Source organism: Streptomyces sp. NPDC057253 (genome assembly GCF_042669125.1).
GTDB lineage: Bacteria > Actinomycetota > Actinomycetes > Streptomycetales > Streptomycetaceae > Streptomyces.
On record NZ_JBHUXV010000173.1, the window covers coordinates 1 to 15861 of the forward strand.

Annotated in this window: 14 protein-coding genes; 8 read left to right on the forward strand and 6 right to left on the reverse strand. The window is 70.4% G+C overall.

Annotated features, from left to right (window positions below):
• Positions 1-199: 199 nt before the first annotated feature.
• Positions 200-4072: a glycoside hydrolase family 2 TIM barrel-domain containing protein gene (locus ACFULQ_RS44840; protein ID WP_383556339.1), complete on the forward strand. Its 3873-nt coding sequence runs from the start codon at positions 200-202 to the stop codon at positions 4070-4072.
• A 54-nt stretch (positions 4073-4126) separates the two neighbouring features.
• Here ACFULQ_RS44840 and ACFULQ_RS44845 read toward each other — a convergent pair whose 3' ends face one another.
• A complete protein-coding gene (locus ACFULQ_RS44845; RefSeq protein ID WP_383556342.1) occupies positions 4127-4495 on the reverse strand; it encodes an ArsR/SmtB family transcription factor in 369 nt (122 codons plus the stop codon).
• A gap of 35 nt (positions 4496-4530) precedes the next feature.
• Between ACFULQ_RS44845 and ACFULQ_RS44850 the strand changes: the two genes are divergently transcribed.
• From ACFULQ_RS44850 to ACFULQ_RS44870, 5 genes are all read left to right on the forward strand, one after another.
• The gene (locus ACFULQ_RS44850; protein ID WP_383556345.1) at positions 4531-6498 is read left to right on the forward strand and encodes a heavy metal translocating P-type ATPase; all 1968 of its coding nucleotides are present in this window, start codon (positions 4531-4533) and stop codon (positions 6496-6498) included.
• Positions 6499-6547: 49 nt separating this feature from the next.
• Positions 6548-8068, forward strand: coding sequence for an AlkA N-terminal domain-containing protein (locus ACFULQ_RS44855; RefSeq protein WP_383556347.1), 1521 nt, complete (start codon positions 6548-6550; stop codon positions 8066-8068).
• Positions 8069-8077: 9 nt separating this feature from the next.
• The gene (locus ACFULQ_RS44860) at positions 8078-8560 is read left to right on the forward strand and encodes a methylated-DNA--[protein]-cysteine S-methyltransferase (RefSeq protein WP_383556350.1); all 483 of its coding nucleotides are present in this window, start codon (positions 8078-8080) and stop codon (positions 8558-8560) included.
• A 141-nt stretch (positions 8561-8701) separates the two neighbouring features.
• Positions 8702-9490 (forward strand): FHA domain-containing protein, encoded by a 789-nt coding sequence (locus ACFULQ_RS44865; protein WP_383556353.1) that lies wholly within the window; start codon positions 8702-8704, stop codon positions 9488-9490.
• Between the two features lie 35 nt (positions 9491-9525).
• Positions 9526-9909 (forward strand): hypothetical protein, encoded by a 384-nt coding sequence (locus ACFULQ_RS44870; protein ID WP_383556356.1) that lies wholly within the window; start codon positions 9526-9528, stop codon positions 9907-9909.
• Positions 9910-9951: 42 nt separating this feature from the next.
• Here ACFULQ_RS44870 and ACFULQ_RS44875 read toward each other — a convergent pair whose 3' ends face one another.
• The 3 genes from ACFULQ_RS44875 to ACFULQ_RS44885 all read right to left on the reverse strand — a co-directional run bounded on the left by ACFULQ_RS44875 (position 9952) and on the right by ACFULQ_RS44885 (position 12936).
• Positions 9952-10689 (reverse strand): NAD-dependent deacetylase, encoded by a 738-nt coding sequence (locus tag ACFULQ_RS44875; protein ID WP_383556358.1) that lies wholly within the window; start codon positions 10687-10689, stop codon positions 9952-9954.
• Positions 10690-11137: 448 nt separating this feature from the next.
• Positions 11138-12379 (reverse strand): sugar transferase, encoded by a 1242-nt coding sequence (locus ACFULQ_RS44880; protein ID WP_383556360.1) that lies wholly within the window; start codon positions 12377-12379, stop codon positions 11138-11140.
• On the reverse strand, positions 12376-12936 hold the full coding sequence (locus ACFULQ_RS44885) for an RNA polymerase sigma factor (protein WP_383556362.1): 561 nt from the start codon (positions 12934-12936) through the stop codon (positions 12376-12378). The genes ACFULQ_RS44880 and ACFULQ_RS44885 overlap by 4 nt, the downstream gene beginning before the upstream one ends.
• A 24-nt stretch (positions 12937-12960) precedes the next feature.
• On the opposite strand from ACFULQ_RS44885, the gene ACFULQ_RS44890 reads away from it, so the two are divergent.
• Positions 12961-13422, forward strand: a complete 462-nt coding sequence (locus ACFULQ_RS44890) for a hypothetical protein (RefSeq protein WP_383556365.1) — start codon at positions 12961-12963, stop codon at positions 13420-13422.
• Positions 13423-13666: 244 nt separating this feature from the next.
• Here ACFULQ_RS44890 and ACFULQ_RS44895 read toward each other — a convergent pair whose 3' ends face one another.
• Positions 13667-14158, reverse strand: coding sequence for an NUDIX domain-containing protein (locus ACFULQ_RS44895; RefSeq protein WP_383556367.1), 492 nt, complete (start codon positions 14156-14158; stop codon positions 13667-13669).
• 122 nt (positions 14159-14280) lie between these two features.
• The gene (locus tag ACFULQ_RS44900; RefSeq protein WP_383556370.1) at positions 14281-15354 is read right to left on the reverse strand and encodes an ADP-ribosylglycohydrolase family protein; all 1074 of its coding nucleotides are present in this window, start codon (positions 15352-15354) and stop codon (positions 14281-14283) included.
• 168 nt (positions 15355-15522) lie between these two features.
• Between ACFULQ_RS44900 and ACFULQ_RS44905 the strand changes: the two genes are divergently transcribed.
• Positions 15523-15861: glycerate kinase (locus tag ACFULQ_RS44905; RefSeq protein WP_383556372.1), on the forward strand; the 339-nt coding region annotated here is incomplete at its 3' end.

Here is a 15861-nt window from a genome sequence, read left to right on the forward strand (position 1 = left end):
ACCCACGCGGGGGTGCCGCATGTCGTCATGCCCCCAGGACCTCACAAAGTCCTACACAGTCATTGCCAAGTCATTGCCCAGGAACTCTTCGGGATCTAGGTTGAGTCGCATCCTGTGCCTCAAAGTCACCATTAGCGCACAGGAATTGACGCTCCCTCAGTACGTACACCGCACTGTCGTCCCGAGGAAGGTTCCGCTCATGCCCCACCCGCACCTGCCCGTCCCCCTCAGTCGCAGGCGCCTGCTGGAGGGAGGGGCGGCCGTCCTGGGCGCCCTCGCCCTCTCCTCCGGCCCCCTGGCCGGCCGCGGCCACGCGGCGGACGGTTCCCCGGAGTGGAACGGCGCCATCGACCTCTTCCGGGTGGGAACCGAGCCCCCGCACTCCACCCTCATGCCGTACGCCACCGTCGGCCAGGCGCTCGCCGCCGACCGCACCCGCTCGCCGTACCGTCTGAGCCTCGACGGCACGTGGAAGTTCGCCTACGCCGACCGGCCCGCCGACCGCGACACCGACTTCCACCGCACGGACGTCGACGACAAGGACTGGGACACCATCCCCGTCCCTTCGGCATGGCAGGTGCATGGCTACGACTTCCCGATCTACATCAACATCACCTACCCCTGGTGGGGCCCCAACGGCCTGGGCGAGGAGGCCCAGCCGCCCGCCGCGCCCACCCGCTACAACCCCGTGGGCCAGTACCGACGGACCTTCACCGTCCCGAAGGACTGGTCGGGGCGGCGGACCTTCCTGCACTTCGAGGGCGTCAAGTCGGCGCACTACGTGTGGATCAACGGCGAACTCGTCGGCTACCACGAGGACTCCTACACCGCCGCCGAGTACGACATCACCCCGCACCTGAAGCCCGGCACCAACCAGATCGCCGTCGAGGTCTACCGCTACTCCGACGGCGACTGGCTGGAGGACCAGGACATGATCCGGCTGAGCGGCATCTTCCGCTCGGTCTACCTCTACTCCACCCCGGCCGTGCACCTGCGCGACTTCAAGCTGGACACCCCGCTCGGCGACGACTGCACGACGGCTCAGCTCTCGGTCACCGCGAGCGTGCGCGACTACGGCGGCGCCAACGCGGGGCGCTACACGGTCGAGACACAGCTCTACGACAGGGGCGGCCACGCGGTCTGGTCCCGGCCGCTCCAGCAGGCCGTAGCCCTGGACGCCGGCGCCGAGGCGACCGTACAGGCGGCGAGAGACGTGCCGTCACCGCAGCTGTGGTCGGCCGAGCACCCGTACCTGTACACCGCCGTCCTGCGGCTGCGCGATCCCGCCGGCAAGGTGATCGAGACGCTCTCGCACCGCGTCGGACTGCGGGAGTTCGCGCTCAAGGACGGGCTGATGCGCATCAACGGCAAGCCCGTCTCCTTCCGCGGCACCAACCGCCACGAGATGCACCCCGACCGCGGCACCGCGCTCACCCGCGCGGACCTCGTGAAGGACATCACGCTCATCAAGCGGCTGAACATCAACTCCGTGCGCACCTCGCACTACCCCAACAACCCGCAGTGGCTCGAACTCGCCGACGAGTACGGCCTCTACCTCGTCGGCGAGACCAACCTGGAGACCCACGGCATCCGCGGCGAGTACCCCGGCGACCACCCCGACTGGAGCAGGGCCTGTGTGGCCCGCGCCCAGAACATGGTCCACCGCGACAAGAACCACGCCTCGGTGGTCATCTGGTCGCTGGGCAACGAGGCGGGCGGCGGCAGCACCTTCGTGACCATGCGCGACTGGATCAAGTCCTACGACAGCACACGCGTCGTCCAGTACGAGGGCGACGACCGGCCCACGATCAGCGACATCCGCTCGGAGATGTACGAGAGCCCCGCACGGGTCGAGCAGCGCGCCAAGGACACCGCCGACACCCGGCCGTACGTGATGATCGAGTACTGCCACGCGATGGGGAACTCCAACGGCAACTTCAAGAAGTACTGGGACATCGTCCGCCGCTATCCCGTCCTCCAGGGCGGCTGGATCTGGGACTTCGTCGACCAGTCCCTCACCGAGCCCGTTCCCGTGCGGCAGTTGCTCACCGAGAGCGGCCCGGGTGCGCTGACGGGTGAAGTCCTGCCCGCGAGCGCCCGGTTCGACCGGGAGAAGGGTGTTTCCGGCGCCACGGTCTTCGCCCGCGACCCCCGCCTCGACCTCACCGGCTCGCTGACCCTGGAGGCGTGGTTCACCCCGAAGGTGACGGGCTCTCACCAGCCCGTCATCGCCAAGGGCGACACCCAGTACTCCCTCAAACAGTCCGGGAGAACACTGGAGTTCTTCATCTACGGCGGCGGCCAGTGGATCACCGCCACCTGGACGGTCCCGGAGGACTGGACGGGCCGGGAACACCACGTCGCCGGAGTCTTCGACGCGGCCGCGGGCACCCTGACCCTCCATGTCGACGGCCAGGTCAGGGCCACCCGGACCACCACCCGGAAGCCCAGCAGCACCACCGCGCCGCTCGCGCTGGCCGTCGATGTCGACAACCCCACAAGGGAGTTCAGCGGCACGATCAGGAAAGCGCGCGTCTACGGCCGTGCCCTGAGCGCCGCCGAACTGGCCTCCGACAGCCGGGGGCCCGGCGACGAGGGCGTGCGCTTCTGGTTCGACGCGGCGACCGTGAAACTCACCGAGAAACGGTCCGCCCAGAAGACCTTCTTCGCGTTCGGCGGCGACTGGGGTGACAACCCCAACGACGGCGCCTTCGTCGCGGACGGCATCGTCACCGCCGACCGCGGCCACACCGGCAAGGCGGCGGAGGTCAAGCGGATCTACCAGACCGTACAGGCGAGTTGGGCCGCCGACGGGCCCGCGGCTCGGACGGCGGTGACCCTCACCAACGAGAACCTATTCACCAACCTCCGCGAGCTCGACGGCAGTTGGACGCTCTCCGCCGACGGCAAGGTGGTCCAGCGCGGGAAGCTCACCCGGGACCAGCTGAACGTGGCACCCCTGTCGAGCAAGGACATCACCGTACCGTACCGGCTCCCGAGCGCCCCCGCGCCCGGCACCGAGTACTTCCTCCGGCTCTCCTTCACCACCAGGGAGTCCACGCCCTGGGCCCGCGCCGGCTTCGAGGTGGCCGCGCAGCAGCTCGCCGTGGACGCGGGCAGTCCCGCGGTGACACCGGTACCGCTCGCGAAGGTCCCGGCGCTGACGTACCAGGACACCTCGGCCCAAGTCACCGTCAACGGCAAGGACTTCTCCGTCGTCGTCGACAAGGGCACCGGGACCATCACGTCGTACCGGGCCCATGGCACCCGGCTGCTCACCTCCGGCCCCGTGCCCAACTTCTGGCGGGCGCCCACCGACAACGACCACGGCAACGGCCAGCACACCCGCAACCAGACCTGGCGCGACGCCGGGGCCGACCGCAAGGTCACCGACGTGGGCGTGCGGGCGCTCGGGGACCGGGCCGTCGAGATCGAGGTGAGCGGCACCCTGCCGACGACCACCGAGTCGGCGTACACCACGACCTACACCGTCTTCGGCAACGGCGAGATCAAGGTGGACAACACCTTGCACCCGGGGGCGAGTTCACTGCCGTACATCCCGGAGGTCGGCACGATCCTGTTCCTGCCGCGCAGGCTCGACCGGCTGCACTACTACGGACGCGGGCCCGAGGAGAACCACTGGGACCGCAACAACGGTACGGACGTGGGTCTTTGGTCCGGGACCGTCGCCGAGCAGTGGACCTCCTACATCCGCCCCCAGGAGAACGGCAACAAGACCGACGTCCGCTGGGCCGCGCTGACCGGCCGCGACGGCGTGGGGCTGCTCGTCTCGGGCGAACCCCTGCTGGAGGTCAACGCCTCGCACTTCACCCCGGAGGACCTGTCCAACGGGGTGCGCCACGACTACCAGCTCACCCCGCGCGACGCCGTGGTCCTCAGGGTGAACCACCGGCAGATGGGTGTCGGCGGTGACAACAGCTGGGGCGCGCACACCCACGACGAGTACAAGCTGTTCGCCGACCGGGACTACTCGTACACCTACCGGCTGCGGCCGCTGACGGATGTGAGCCACGCCACGGCAACCTCGCGGCGGCCGACGGCAACCACCTGACACGACAGGATGCACGCGGCGTGCGAGGAGTGAGGCGTCCCGCTCAGGGGCGCCTCACTGTGTTTCCGCGTCGGTCGGGTCGCTGAGCCCCAGCCGCAGATGCTCCACGTGGTACACGGCCTGGTCGAGGAGTTCGGCGACATGGTGGTCGTGCAGCGTGTACACCACCGACCGGCCCCGGCGCTCGCCCACGACCAGGCCCAGGTTGCGCAGCAGCCGCAGCTGGTGCGAGCACGCCGACTGCTCCATGCCCACCTCGGCGGCCAACTCCGTGGCGGGCAGCGGTCCTTCACGGAGCCTCGCGAGGATCAGCAGCCGGGACGGGGTGGAGAGGGCCTGGAGCGTGGTGGCCACCTTGGCGACATTGGCCGCGTCCAGGCGTACACGCTCTTCGGCGGTGGTGGTGACGGCTCCATGACCCATGGGCGGTATCTTACCCGCCGTACATGAACAGATGAATGAGTCTTCATGTGTTCCTGTATGGTGCTCGGGTGTCCACGACTCTCACCCCTGTCCGTGCCCCCGTGCCCGCCCACCGGCCGTCCCGCCGCCGGACCCGTGTCCTGGCCCTGGCCGAGGCCCGCTGGGCGCTCGCGTCGACCGTCGCGTTCCTGCTCGGCCTCGCGCTGGACCTCAGTGGCGTGCCGTGGTGGGCGTACGGCCCGCTGTACGCCGTCGCCTATGCGACGGGCGGCTGGGAGCCGGCCCTCGAAGGGCTCAGGGCGCTGCGGGAGCGGACCCTGGACGTCGATCTGCTGATGATCGTCGCGGCTCTCGGCGCCGCCGCGATCGGACAGGTCCTGGACGGGGCCCTGCTGATCGTCATCTTCGCCACCTCCGGCGCCCTGGAGGCGCTGGCCACCGCCCGTACGGCCGACTCGGTGCGCGGTCTGCTCGACCTCGCCCCCACGATGGCGACCCGGGTGACGCGGGACGGCGAGGAGACCGTCCTCACGGTTGAACTCGCCGTAGGAGACGTCCTGTTGGTCCGTCCCGGCGAGCGCATCGGTGCCGACGGCGTGGTGCTGGACGGCGCGAGCGAGGCCGACCAGGCCACCATCACCGGCGAACCCCTGCCGGTCGCCAAGGGCCCCGGCGACGAGGTCTTCGCCGGCACCCTCAACGGCACCGGGGCGCTGCGCGTGCGCGTCGGGCGCGACCCGGCGGACTCGGTCGTCGCCCGCATCGTGACCCTCGTGGAGGAGGCTTCCCGGACGAAGGCGCCGACCCAGCTGTTCATCGAGAAGGTCGAGCAGCGGTACGCCGTGGGGATCGTGGTGGCCACGCTCGCCGTGTTCGGCGTGCCCCTGCTGTTCGGCGCGGACCTCACGGACGCGCTGCTCCGCGCGATGACCTTCATGATCGTCGCCTCGCCGTGCGCGGTCGTCCTCGCGACGATGCCGCCCCTGCTGTCCGCCATAGCCAACGCCGGCCGGCACGGGGTCCTGGTCAAGTCGGCGGTCGCGATGGAGCGGCTGGGCGAGGTGGACGCCGTAGCCCTCGACAAGACGGGAACGCTGACGGAGGGGGCGCCGGAGGTGACGGCCGTACGACCGCTGCCGGGGGCGGACCTCGACGAGGACGAACTCCTCGCCCTGGCCGCCGCGGCGGAGCACTCCAGCGAGCATCCGCTGGCGCGGGCGATCGTGGGGGCGGCGCGGGGGAGGGGGCTGCGGATCGGGGCAGCGACGGATTTCGTGTCGATGCCGGGGCGTGGGGTGACGGCGGTGGTGGGGGGCCGGGTGATCGGGGTCGGACGGTTGGGCGGGCTTGCGGTAGGAGCCGGGGACGGCGGTGCCACCATCGTGCTCGTGACCCGTGACGGTGTGCGGCTCGGCACCCTCGCTCTCGCCGACCGGCTGCGGCCCGGCGCCGCCGCCACGACCGCCGCGCTCGCCGCCCTGACCGGCGCCGCCCCCGTGCTGCTCACCGGCGACAACGCGCGGGCCGCCGCCCGGGTCGCCGAGGCCACCGGGCTGGTGGACGTCCGCGCGGACCTGCTGCCCGAGGGCAAGGTGGACGCCGTACGGGAGCTTCAGGACGCCGGGCGCAAGGTGCTGTTCGTCGGCGACGGCGTCAACGACGCGCCCGCCCTCGCCGCCGCCCACTCCGGCATCGCGATGGGCCGCGCGGGCTCCGACCTGGCCCTGGAGACGGCGGACGCGGTCGTCGTGCGCGACGAGCTCGCGACCGTTCCGGCGGTCGTACGACTGTCCCGGACCGCCCGCCGGCTGGTGGTCCAGAACCTGGTGGTCGCGGGAACCTTCATCACCGGACTCGTCCTGTGGGACCTCCTCGGCCACCTCCCGCTGCCGCTCGGCGTCGCCGGGCACGAGGGCTCGACCGTGCTCGTCGGTCTGAACGGGCTGCGGCTGCTGCGCGAGTCCGCCTGGCGGTCCGGGCGGATCCGGGGCACGCGAGGTTGATGTCGGATTCTCGCCAGCCCGGCCCAGGGCGGTGGCCGATGCTGGACGTATGCAGACGGGGATGTACACCGAGACCGAGCGCTGTGTGCGTGCCGTGCAGTCCAAGGACGCACGGTTCGACGGATGGTTCTTCACGGCCGTCCTGACGACCCGCATCTACTGCCGGCCGAGCTGTCCGGTCGTACCGCCCAAGCCCGAGAACATGACGTTCTACCCGAGCGCGGCGGCCTGCCAGCAGGCGGGTTTCCGGGCCTGCAAGCGGTGCCGGCCCGACACCAGCCCGGGTTCCCCGCAGTGGAACCAGCGCGCCGACCTGGTGGCGCGCGCGATGCGGCTCATCGCCGACGGCGTGGTCGACCGCGAGGGCGTGCCGGGACTCGCCGCCCGGCTCGGCTACAGCACCCGGCAGATCGAACGCCAGCTGCTCGCCGAACTGGGCGCGGGCCCGCTCGCCCTCGCCCGGGCCCAGCGGGCCCAGACGGCGAGGATCCTCATCGAGACCACCGCCCTCCCGATGGCCGACGTCGCCTTCGCGGCCGGCTTCTCCGCGATCCGCACCTTCAACGACACCGTGCGCGAGGTCTTCGCGCTCTCCCCGAGCGACCTGCGCGCCCGGGTGCCGCGCCGGGCGGCGGCGACCACGAGCCCGGGCGGCGGCCCGGACCAGGGCGCACCCGGCACACGCGGGGTGCTGAGCCTGCGGCTGCCGTTCCGCGCCCCGCTCAACCCCGACAACCTCTTCGGCCACCTCGCGGCCACCGCGGTCCCGGGGGTGGAGGAGTGGCGGGACGGCGCGTACCGGCGCACGCTGCGGCTGCCGTACGGGCACGGCGTGGTGGCGCTCACCCCGCGGCCCGACCACATCGCCTGCCGGCTGCTGCTGAGCGACCTGCGGGACCTGACCGTGGCCATCAGCCGCTGCCGCCGCATGCTCGACCTGGACGCCGACCCGGTGGCCGTCGACGACCAGCTGCGCACGGACCGGCTGCTGGCGCCCCTGGTGGACAAGGCGCCCGGCAGGCGGGTGCCGCGCACGGTGGACGAGGCGGAGTTCGCGGTGCGAGCCGTGCTGGGCCAGCAGGTCTCCACGGCCGCCGCCCGCACCCACGCGGGCCGTCTGGTCGCCGCGCACGGTGAGCCGGTGGACGACCCGGAGGGCGGTCTCACCCACCTCTTCCCGTCCCCCGAGGCCCTGGCCGCCCTCGACCCGGCCTCTCTCGCGATGCCCCGCACGCGCCGCACCACCTTCACCACCCTGGTGAACCAACTGGCCGACGGCACGCTCCGGTTGGGCGTCGAATGCGACTGGACCGAGACCCGGGCCCGGCTGCTCTCGCTGCCCGGCTTCGGCCCCTGGACGGTCGACGTCATCGCCATGCGCGCCCTCGGCGACCCGGACGCCTTCCTCCCGACCGACCTCGGAATCCGCCGCGCCGCCCAGGAGTTGGGCCTGCCCGCCACTCCGGCCGCGCTGACGGCTCGCGCGGCGGCCTGGCAGCCGTGGCGGGCCTACGCGGTCCAGTACCTGTGGGCGACCGACAGCCACCCGATCAACTTCCTTCCCGTATAAGGACGTTCCGTGAAACAGCACACCGTGATCGACAGCCCCTACGGCCCGCTCACCCTCGTCGCCGAGGACGGCGTCCTGTGCGGCCTCTACATGACCGACCAGCGGCACCGCCCACCAGAGGAGTCCTTCGGCGCCCCGGACCACGGCCCGTTCGAGGAGGCCGAGGAACAGCTGAAGGCTTATTTCGCCGGCGAGTTGAAGGAGTTCACCCTCGAACTGCGGTTCCACGGCACGGCGTTCCAGACCGCCGTCTGGCGAGAACTCCGGCGCATCCCGCTCGGCGAGACCCGCACCTACGGCGAACTCGCCGACACCCTCGGCAACCCCAAGGCCTCCCGAGCGGTCGGCCTCGCCAACGGCAAGAACCCGATCGGCATCATCGTCCCCTGCCACCGGGTGGTGGGGGCGGACGGCGGCCTGACGGGGTACGGCGGGGGGCTGGAGCGGAAGCGGCGGTTGCTGGATTTCGAGCGGGGCGCGTCGCTGTTCTGACCGGCGCCGAGGCACCGAGTCCGCTCGGCACTCCCTGCTCAGCGGTGTATTATGGCAATGAATGGCACGTTATGCGCGGTTCATTCATCAACCGCCATCGACAAGACGAATCCTCCGTCCACTCCTCACGGGGGTGGGATCATGGCGACTTCTTCAGATCGCTCCGATCCCCAGCTCACTTTCATTCGTCCTTCGCAGCTGTACGGATCCCCGCTCCGCCTGTCCGCCACGAGATCGGTGCTCGGCAGGGATCCCGGCTGCGACATTCGGATAGACGATCCGTATGTGAGCGGGAGACACGCGATCCTGAGCCGTTCGGGCGCGCACGTGGTCCTGGAAGACCTCGGCTCCGCCAACGGCACGTCGGTGAACGACCGTCCGCTCGCCGCCCCGCAGACCCTGCACGACGGTGATGTGCTCACCCTGGGAAGCGTGAGCATCCGCTACGAATGGCCCGACGGTGCCGCGCGAGAGCGCGAAGCCGCACCGGGCACCGTGAGGATGCCGACGGTGGGCAGTACCCCGCGATTCGACGTGGGCCAACAGTACGGGGCCAACATCAACAATGTGGGCGGTCACCAGTATGTCGACCAAAGACAGGAGAGCTTTCTCCGGCAGATCGCGGCAGCTCGCACCCGAGCCCGGAGAGTCATTCTGTTCGGTTTCGCGCTCTTCCTGACGGGCTTCGCCGTCTTCGCTTATGGAATTCTGCGATTCATGGGCCGTATCGGGGAGCCGGTGTCCGACAATCCCGATGAATGGCCCAGTCCGGGAGACATGTTCGGCACGGAGATCGGTGGCTTTCCGGTGTTCCTTCTCGGTTGGGTGGCTGCCGGAATCGGCTCGGTCCTGATGATGACCGGGCTGGTGATGCACATCGTCGCCGCTTCCCGTCGGCGCTCGTTCGACGAAGCCGTGCGCCGCTGGTGACCCGACCGAGAGTGACGCAGGCGAGAGGACTTCCGGTGAGCTTTCATATCGGCAGCCAACAGGGCAACATCAACAACGTCGCCGGTGACCAGACCATCCACGGCGGCCAGCACGGACAGTTCGCGACGGCCACGGATCCGCGAGCCCTGCTCGGGGTGCTGCGTACGGAACTCGACCGCCTCGGCCTCCCGCCCGATGTCGCACATCAGGTGAACACCGAAGTCGAGTCCCTCGACGCCGAACTGGCCTCCCCTTCGCCGGATCGCCCCACCATGGCCGAGCGTCTGGTGCGGATCACCGGGCTGGTGACCGCCGCCGGTGCGGCCGTCACCGCCGGCGGAACCCTCGCGGGAGCCCTCACCTCCTTGGCGGCCTGGCTGGGGCCGATCGGTGACTCCGTCCTCCGTGTCATCGGGTAGTGCTCGCGGTACAGGGCGGGGGACCCGCCCTGGCCGTATCGATCACGGGCCCCCGAACGCCGAGATCCTGTGCAGGAGTTCCGGCAGCGCCGTCCCGATCGGTTCGCGGATCACCTCGTCGGCGCGGTCGTCGTACGGTGTCGGGTCCGCGTTGACGATGACGAGTCGGGCGCCGTGGTCGGCGGCGACGCCCGCGAGGTCCGCCGCCGGCTGGACCTGGAGCGTGGTGCCGACGGCGACGAAGATCTGGCAGGCCTTGCTGATGGCGGCCGCCTGGCCGAGGACGACGGGGTCGAGACGCTCGCCGAACATCACGGTCGCCGACTTCAGGATGCCGCCGCACGTCGGACACGGCGGGTCCGGCTCTCCGGCCTCGACCCTGCGGAGCGCGTCCTCCATCGGCCCGCGCGCGTGGCACTTCGTGCACACCACCTGGCGTGCGGTGCCGTGCAGTTCGAGGACCTTGCGGGCGGGCATCCCGGCGAGCTGGTGGAGTCCGTCCACGTTCTGCGTGATCACCCGCACCGGCACGCCGGACTTCTCGAGCTCGGCCACGGCCACGTGCGCGGCGTTCGGCTCGGCGTTCAAAGCCTGGCTCGCGCGCCGCATCTGCCACGAGCGGCGGCGGATCTCCGGGTCGCCCATGTAGTAGTCGTACGTCACGAGCTTCTCGGCCTCGGGGTCCTTGCGCCACAGCCCGTTCGGACCGCGGTAGTCGGGGATCCCGGAGTCGGTGGAGATACCGGCGCCGCTGAGGATCGCGACGAGGGGCTTGGTCATGGGCCGAGGGTAGGTCGGCCGTGTGGCGAGAGCCAGCGGATAACGGGCGCGGTCGGGGACCGGGCGCCCTGTATAACAAGTTCGCGAGTTCCGGCGCGGTGCCGTCGGGCGTTGCACATAACGAGGCGCCCACGTCACTCACTTGCAACAAACAAGAAATTCGCGGCCCGGGTCGGTCGAGGACCCGAGCCGCGATCTGCACAGCCTGGAAAGGGCCTTCATGGTAAAGCCCACCAACCGCCGGAAAGCGAACGGGAACCCTCCACGTTCGATGATTACCCCTGGATCGGTCGGAGCGACTTTCAGTTCGGTCACCGTCAGCGTGGCCAGTGCTTATGCCGCCACCGGGTCTGTCGTGATCACCTGTGTCGCCGGTGGCCTGGGTCTCGCAGTGGTGATCATGCTTCTCATGATATTCGCGGCCATCGGTCAGTGAGCGCGGCCGGGGTCATTGCCACACCGTGAGGCAGAGTTGATGCCGATGTGCCAGGCGGTGACCCCGGGCCGGGTCGGGTGTACTGGTGAAGGGGTGGGAACTGAAAAGCATCCGGGCCACGAGGCGCGCGGTCATCAGCCCCGAAAGACCGTCGTAGAAGTCTCTGTTCGCGGTGACGCGGTGCGGCACCACGATGTCGAAGTAATAGCGCCGGGTGTCCGAGCCCTCCGGCAGATCCGCACCGGGGCCGAAAGGTTCGTTCCACAGCGGTCCGACAATGCCCGGGCGACACGCGAAAATCCAGCGGTACTTCTTCGGATAGGCCTCCGCCATGGCCGGGTGCTCGGCTGGTGGGCCCAGCAGGGTGACATCGCCACGGAGCAAGTTCCACAGGCGCGGCAATGCTTCCAGACCGGATTCCTGAAGAAGCGCACCGACCCGCGTCCGGTTCCCCGTGCGGTCCTGAGTTCTGAAGTCGTACAGATGAAAGAGGCGTCCGCCGGCCCCCACCCGCGGGCGTCGGACCAGCGCGGGCCCCGCTGACGTCATCCGGATTCCCGCGGTGGCGGCCACGAGTATCGGAATGGAGGTCCACAGCAGGCAAACGGAGACGATCACATCCAGGGCGCGCCGGCCTCTGCGCAGGGGGGCGGGACTGAAGGCTTCCGCGAGCGGTGCGGAGCGGTCCGCCATCAGTGCCTCGGGCCGGAGGTCCTCCGATCGCCGTTCGCGCAGCCCTCGGAAGTGGATGACCGTGAGCAGCACGGCGGGGCCGGACATGCCGAGCGCGATGCTCGGAAGCAAGGTGTCACACCACTGGGGCAGGTGTCCCTGCCCCAGTGGTGTGAGCGCCAGGCTGAGCAGCGCGATCAGCAGGCCTGCCCCGAGTCCGAACCACCAGTGCCTTCTACGGGCCCGGGGCGGCGGAGTCCGCGGAGGACGCCGCTTGGGCCGTCCTCCGTCGCGCTCCGCCACCGCCGCCAGGTTGAGGAACTCCTGGAGTGCCGTACTGCCCGACTCGTGGTCCCGGAGCACGGCTCGACGGGCCGCCTCCATCTTGATCTCCAGGAGTTTCCGCTCCACCTCGGTGTCCGAGATCTCCGCCTCGATCCGCGCGTCCAGCGCATCCCGGAAATCCTGGATCCGCGGTCCGACACCGCTGCCTTCCGGGCCGGAGCCTGGAGTGTGCGCGCCGATCGAGGTAAGGAGATCATGAATCGTCGCGGCGATGTGGTCATCGTCCCGGGTGCTCATCGTTCCTCCTTACTGCCGTGTCCTTCGACCGCAGCGTTGCTCTCCTGAAGAATTCGATCGAGATTCATTCTCGCCGACCGCAGATTGGAACGGACCGTCGCCGGGTTGTCACCGATGAGGTCGGCTATTTCGGTGGGGCTGAATCCGTCGATGTAATAGGCCATCACCTGGCGCTGCTTGTAGCCGAGTTTCGCCAGGAGAGCGAGGACGGATTGTTCTTCTTCCCGCGACGGGGATTCGGGGCCGGCCAGTTCCTCGCTCACGCCCCAGCCTCCCCTGAGGGCCCGGCTGGGGGCGTCCAGGTTCCGGACCGCGGAGCGCAGGAAGTGCCGCTCGGCCGCCGTACGGACCCACGCTCGCGGGTGTTCGATCTCGGCCCACTTTTCGAGCGCCTTGAGCATTGCGGTCTGTGCCGAGTCCTCCGCTTCCTCCTGTGAAGCGCCGATCCATCGAAGAAACCCGACCAGCTTCCGGTATTCCTGCCGGAAGAAGCTGTCGAAGTCGTCGCCACTCGGTTCCCGTCGACGCCCCACCGTGCATCCCTCCTCAATGGTCATGCACACCTGATGCAAAGGAGTGACATGACCAAGGGGCATCGTGCGATGCGGATGACGGCGTTCGGCCGTAAGTTCCGTAAACCGTGCGTCAGTTCGCGTTCTGGTCCGGTGGTGATCGGTTCGGAGGTGGTGTCGGAACGCGGACTGTTCGGTTTCGAACAGGCGCTGGAATTCTCGATATCGCGGAAGGGAGCCGGGCGCTCGGGGCGTACTCGACGCGATATCCGCCGCCAGTTCCGCGGCGAACCTCATGGCGTGCTGGCGCGGCGAACTGTCCATGGCCGGTTCCCTCCCCCCGTTCACTGCGTGCTCGGCTTCAGGCGGCTGTCGGGCGGCGCCGCCGGGTGGCACCGCCGCCGGCCGCTGCCGGGTGAGGCCGTCTGCCCGTTGCCTCCACACGTGAGTGGCATGGGGCACGCCGAACGTGCAGTGGTGACCGGACCTTTTTTGAAACACACAGCGTCCGGGCCCGAATTCGGGGAGTGACGGTGCTGGGCAAGCAGCGTCAGGAGGGGCTGGTCGGGGTGGAGTGACGGGGCCCGGACGCGGGCGCGGCCGCCGGGGTCGCAGACGCGCGCGTGGCCGCCGGGGTCGACTACGCGCGCGTGGAAGTCGGGGTCGGCGACGGGCGCGTGGCGTGGACGTCGGGGCCGGAGACGCCCGCATGGCTGCCGCGGTCGACCTCGCGCGCGTGGAAGTCGGGGCCGGCCCACCGGGCCCCTTCCGGAGGTCAGCCCACCCGGTAGCCGTTCTCCAGCTCCGCCGTGCCGGAGCCCTGCGTCAGGACGTCCAGGGCGGCCAGCACGCGGCGGCCGAGGGAGCCCGGCAGGTGGGCGGGGAGGTCCTCGCGCGGGACGAGGCGCCAGGACAGCAGCTCCTCCTCCTGGAGGCGGATCGCCTTGAGGTCGTCGGCCGTGAGGACTCCGCCGTCGTAGAGGTAGGCGACCAGCGGCGGGCGGGCCGTCCCGGGCACCCAGTCCACCGCCAGCAGGCGCCCGAGCTCGCGGTCCAGGCCGATCTCCTCCGCGGTCTCGCGGCGCGCACCCTGGCGCGGGGTCTCGCCCTGGTCGGACTCGATCGTGCCGCCCGGAAGCGCCCAGCCCTCCCGGTAGTTGGGCTCGACGAGCAGCACCCGTCCCTCGGCGTCACGGAAGAGGGCGGCGGCACCGGCGAGGATCCGGGGGAGGCCGGCGATGTACGTGGCGAAGTCCTGAATGGTCACCCTCGAAGGGTAACGAGCCCTCACGGAGGGTTCCGGCGGCGCAGCGGAGGCGCACCCCTCGGCCACGTTGCCCCCTCGGCCACGCTGCCCCCCTCACCCCTCACTCCCCCCTCACTCCCCCCTCACCCCTCCGCCCCCACCAACCGCACCGTCCGCTCCGCCAGTTCGCTGATGTGCACCCCGTCGAACCCGAACACCGCGCTGCGCACCCGGTCCTCCAGCGGCTCCGTCCACTGCGCCGGAATCGCCCCCGCACCGGTGAGCACCCCGGCCACCGAGCCCGCGGTGGCGCCGTTGGAGTCGGTGTCCAGGCCGCCCCGGACCGTCAGCGTGATGGAGCGGGTGAAGTCGCCGTCGCCGTACAGCAGTCCGGCGGTCAGGACGGCCGCGTTGGGGATCGTGTGGATCCAGCCGAGCCCCGCGGTCTCCTCCGCGACCGTCGTCAGGGTGTCCTCCCACGTCATCCGGGTGTCATGGAGGGACACCACCCGCCGTACGGTCCGGGCGAGCCGGCTGCTCGCGGGGATCACGGCGAGCGCCTGGTCCACGGCCTGCCGCACGGTGTCCACCGTGAACGCCGCCGAGATCAGCGCCGCCGCCCACATCGCCCCGTACACGCCGTTCCCGGTGTGCGAGAGCACCGCGTCCCGGCGGGCCAGCGCGGCGGCGCGCCGTGGGGCGCCGGGGCAGGTCCAGCCGTAGATGTCGGCACGGATGAGGGCTCCGATCCACTCCTGGCACGGGTTGTCGTACGTCGCCGTCAGCGGCGGTTTCAGCCCGTTGGCGAGGTTGCGGTAGGCAGCCCGCTCGGCGGTGAACGTCTGGAGGTACGGCAGCCTCAGCAGCCACAGATCGCCGACCTGCTCGGTGCTGAAGCCGAAGCCGTGGGTCTCCAGGAGGTCGAGGCCGAGGATGGCGTAGTCGACGTCGTCGTCACGGCAGCTGCCGTGGATGCGGCCGCGCACGCACTCGCGCCACTCGGGCCGCAGCTCGAAGCCGTCGCTGTCGCCGACGGGCTCGGGCAGGTAGTCGGTCAGGGGCAGGGCGGCGGCCTGCCGCAGATAACGGTCGATCCGGTCCCGCGTCCACAGGTCGCCCTGCTCGACCGGCTTGCCGAGCATGTTGCCGGCGATCCGGCCCAGCCAGCCCCCGAGGACGCGGTCGGCGAGCTCTGGCTCAGTGCCCACAGGGGTCATAGCTCCGGTTTACCCCATTCCGGAGAGTCGCACAGAGGGTTCGCAGGGCCTTCTCAGGGTCTGGGCGGTGCATGACGTCGGGGGCCGTCTCCGGTTAAGGTCGCAGCGGCGCGACTGGCCTTGACGTGCGCGAGGCCCGGAGAGCAAGGGGAAGACGTGACACAGCGCGTGCTCATCGCCGCGGACAAGTTCAAGGGCTCGCTGACGGCCGTGCAGGTCGCCGAGCGGGTGACGGCGGGGCTGCGCCGGGTCGTGCCGCACCTGGAGGTCGAGGCGCTGCCTGTCGCCGACGGCGGTGACGGCACGGTCGCCGCCGCGGTCGCGGCCGGTTTCGAGCGCCGGGAGGTGGCGGTCGCCGGGCCCCTCGGGCAGGAGATCACCGCCGCGTTCGCGGTCCGCGCGGAGACCGCCGTCGTCGAGATGGCCGAGGCCAGCGGTCTGCAACGGCTGCCCGCCGGCGTCTTCGCCCCGCTCACCGCGTCGACGTACGGCTCCGGAGAGCTGCTG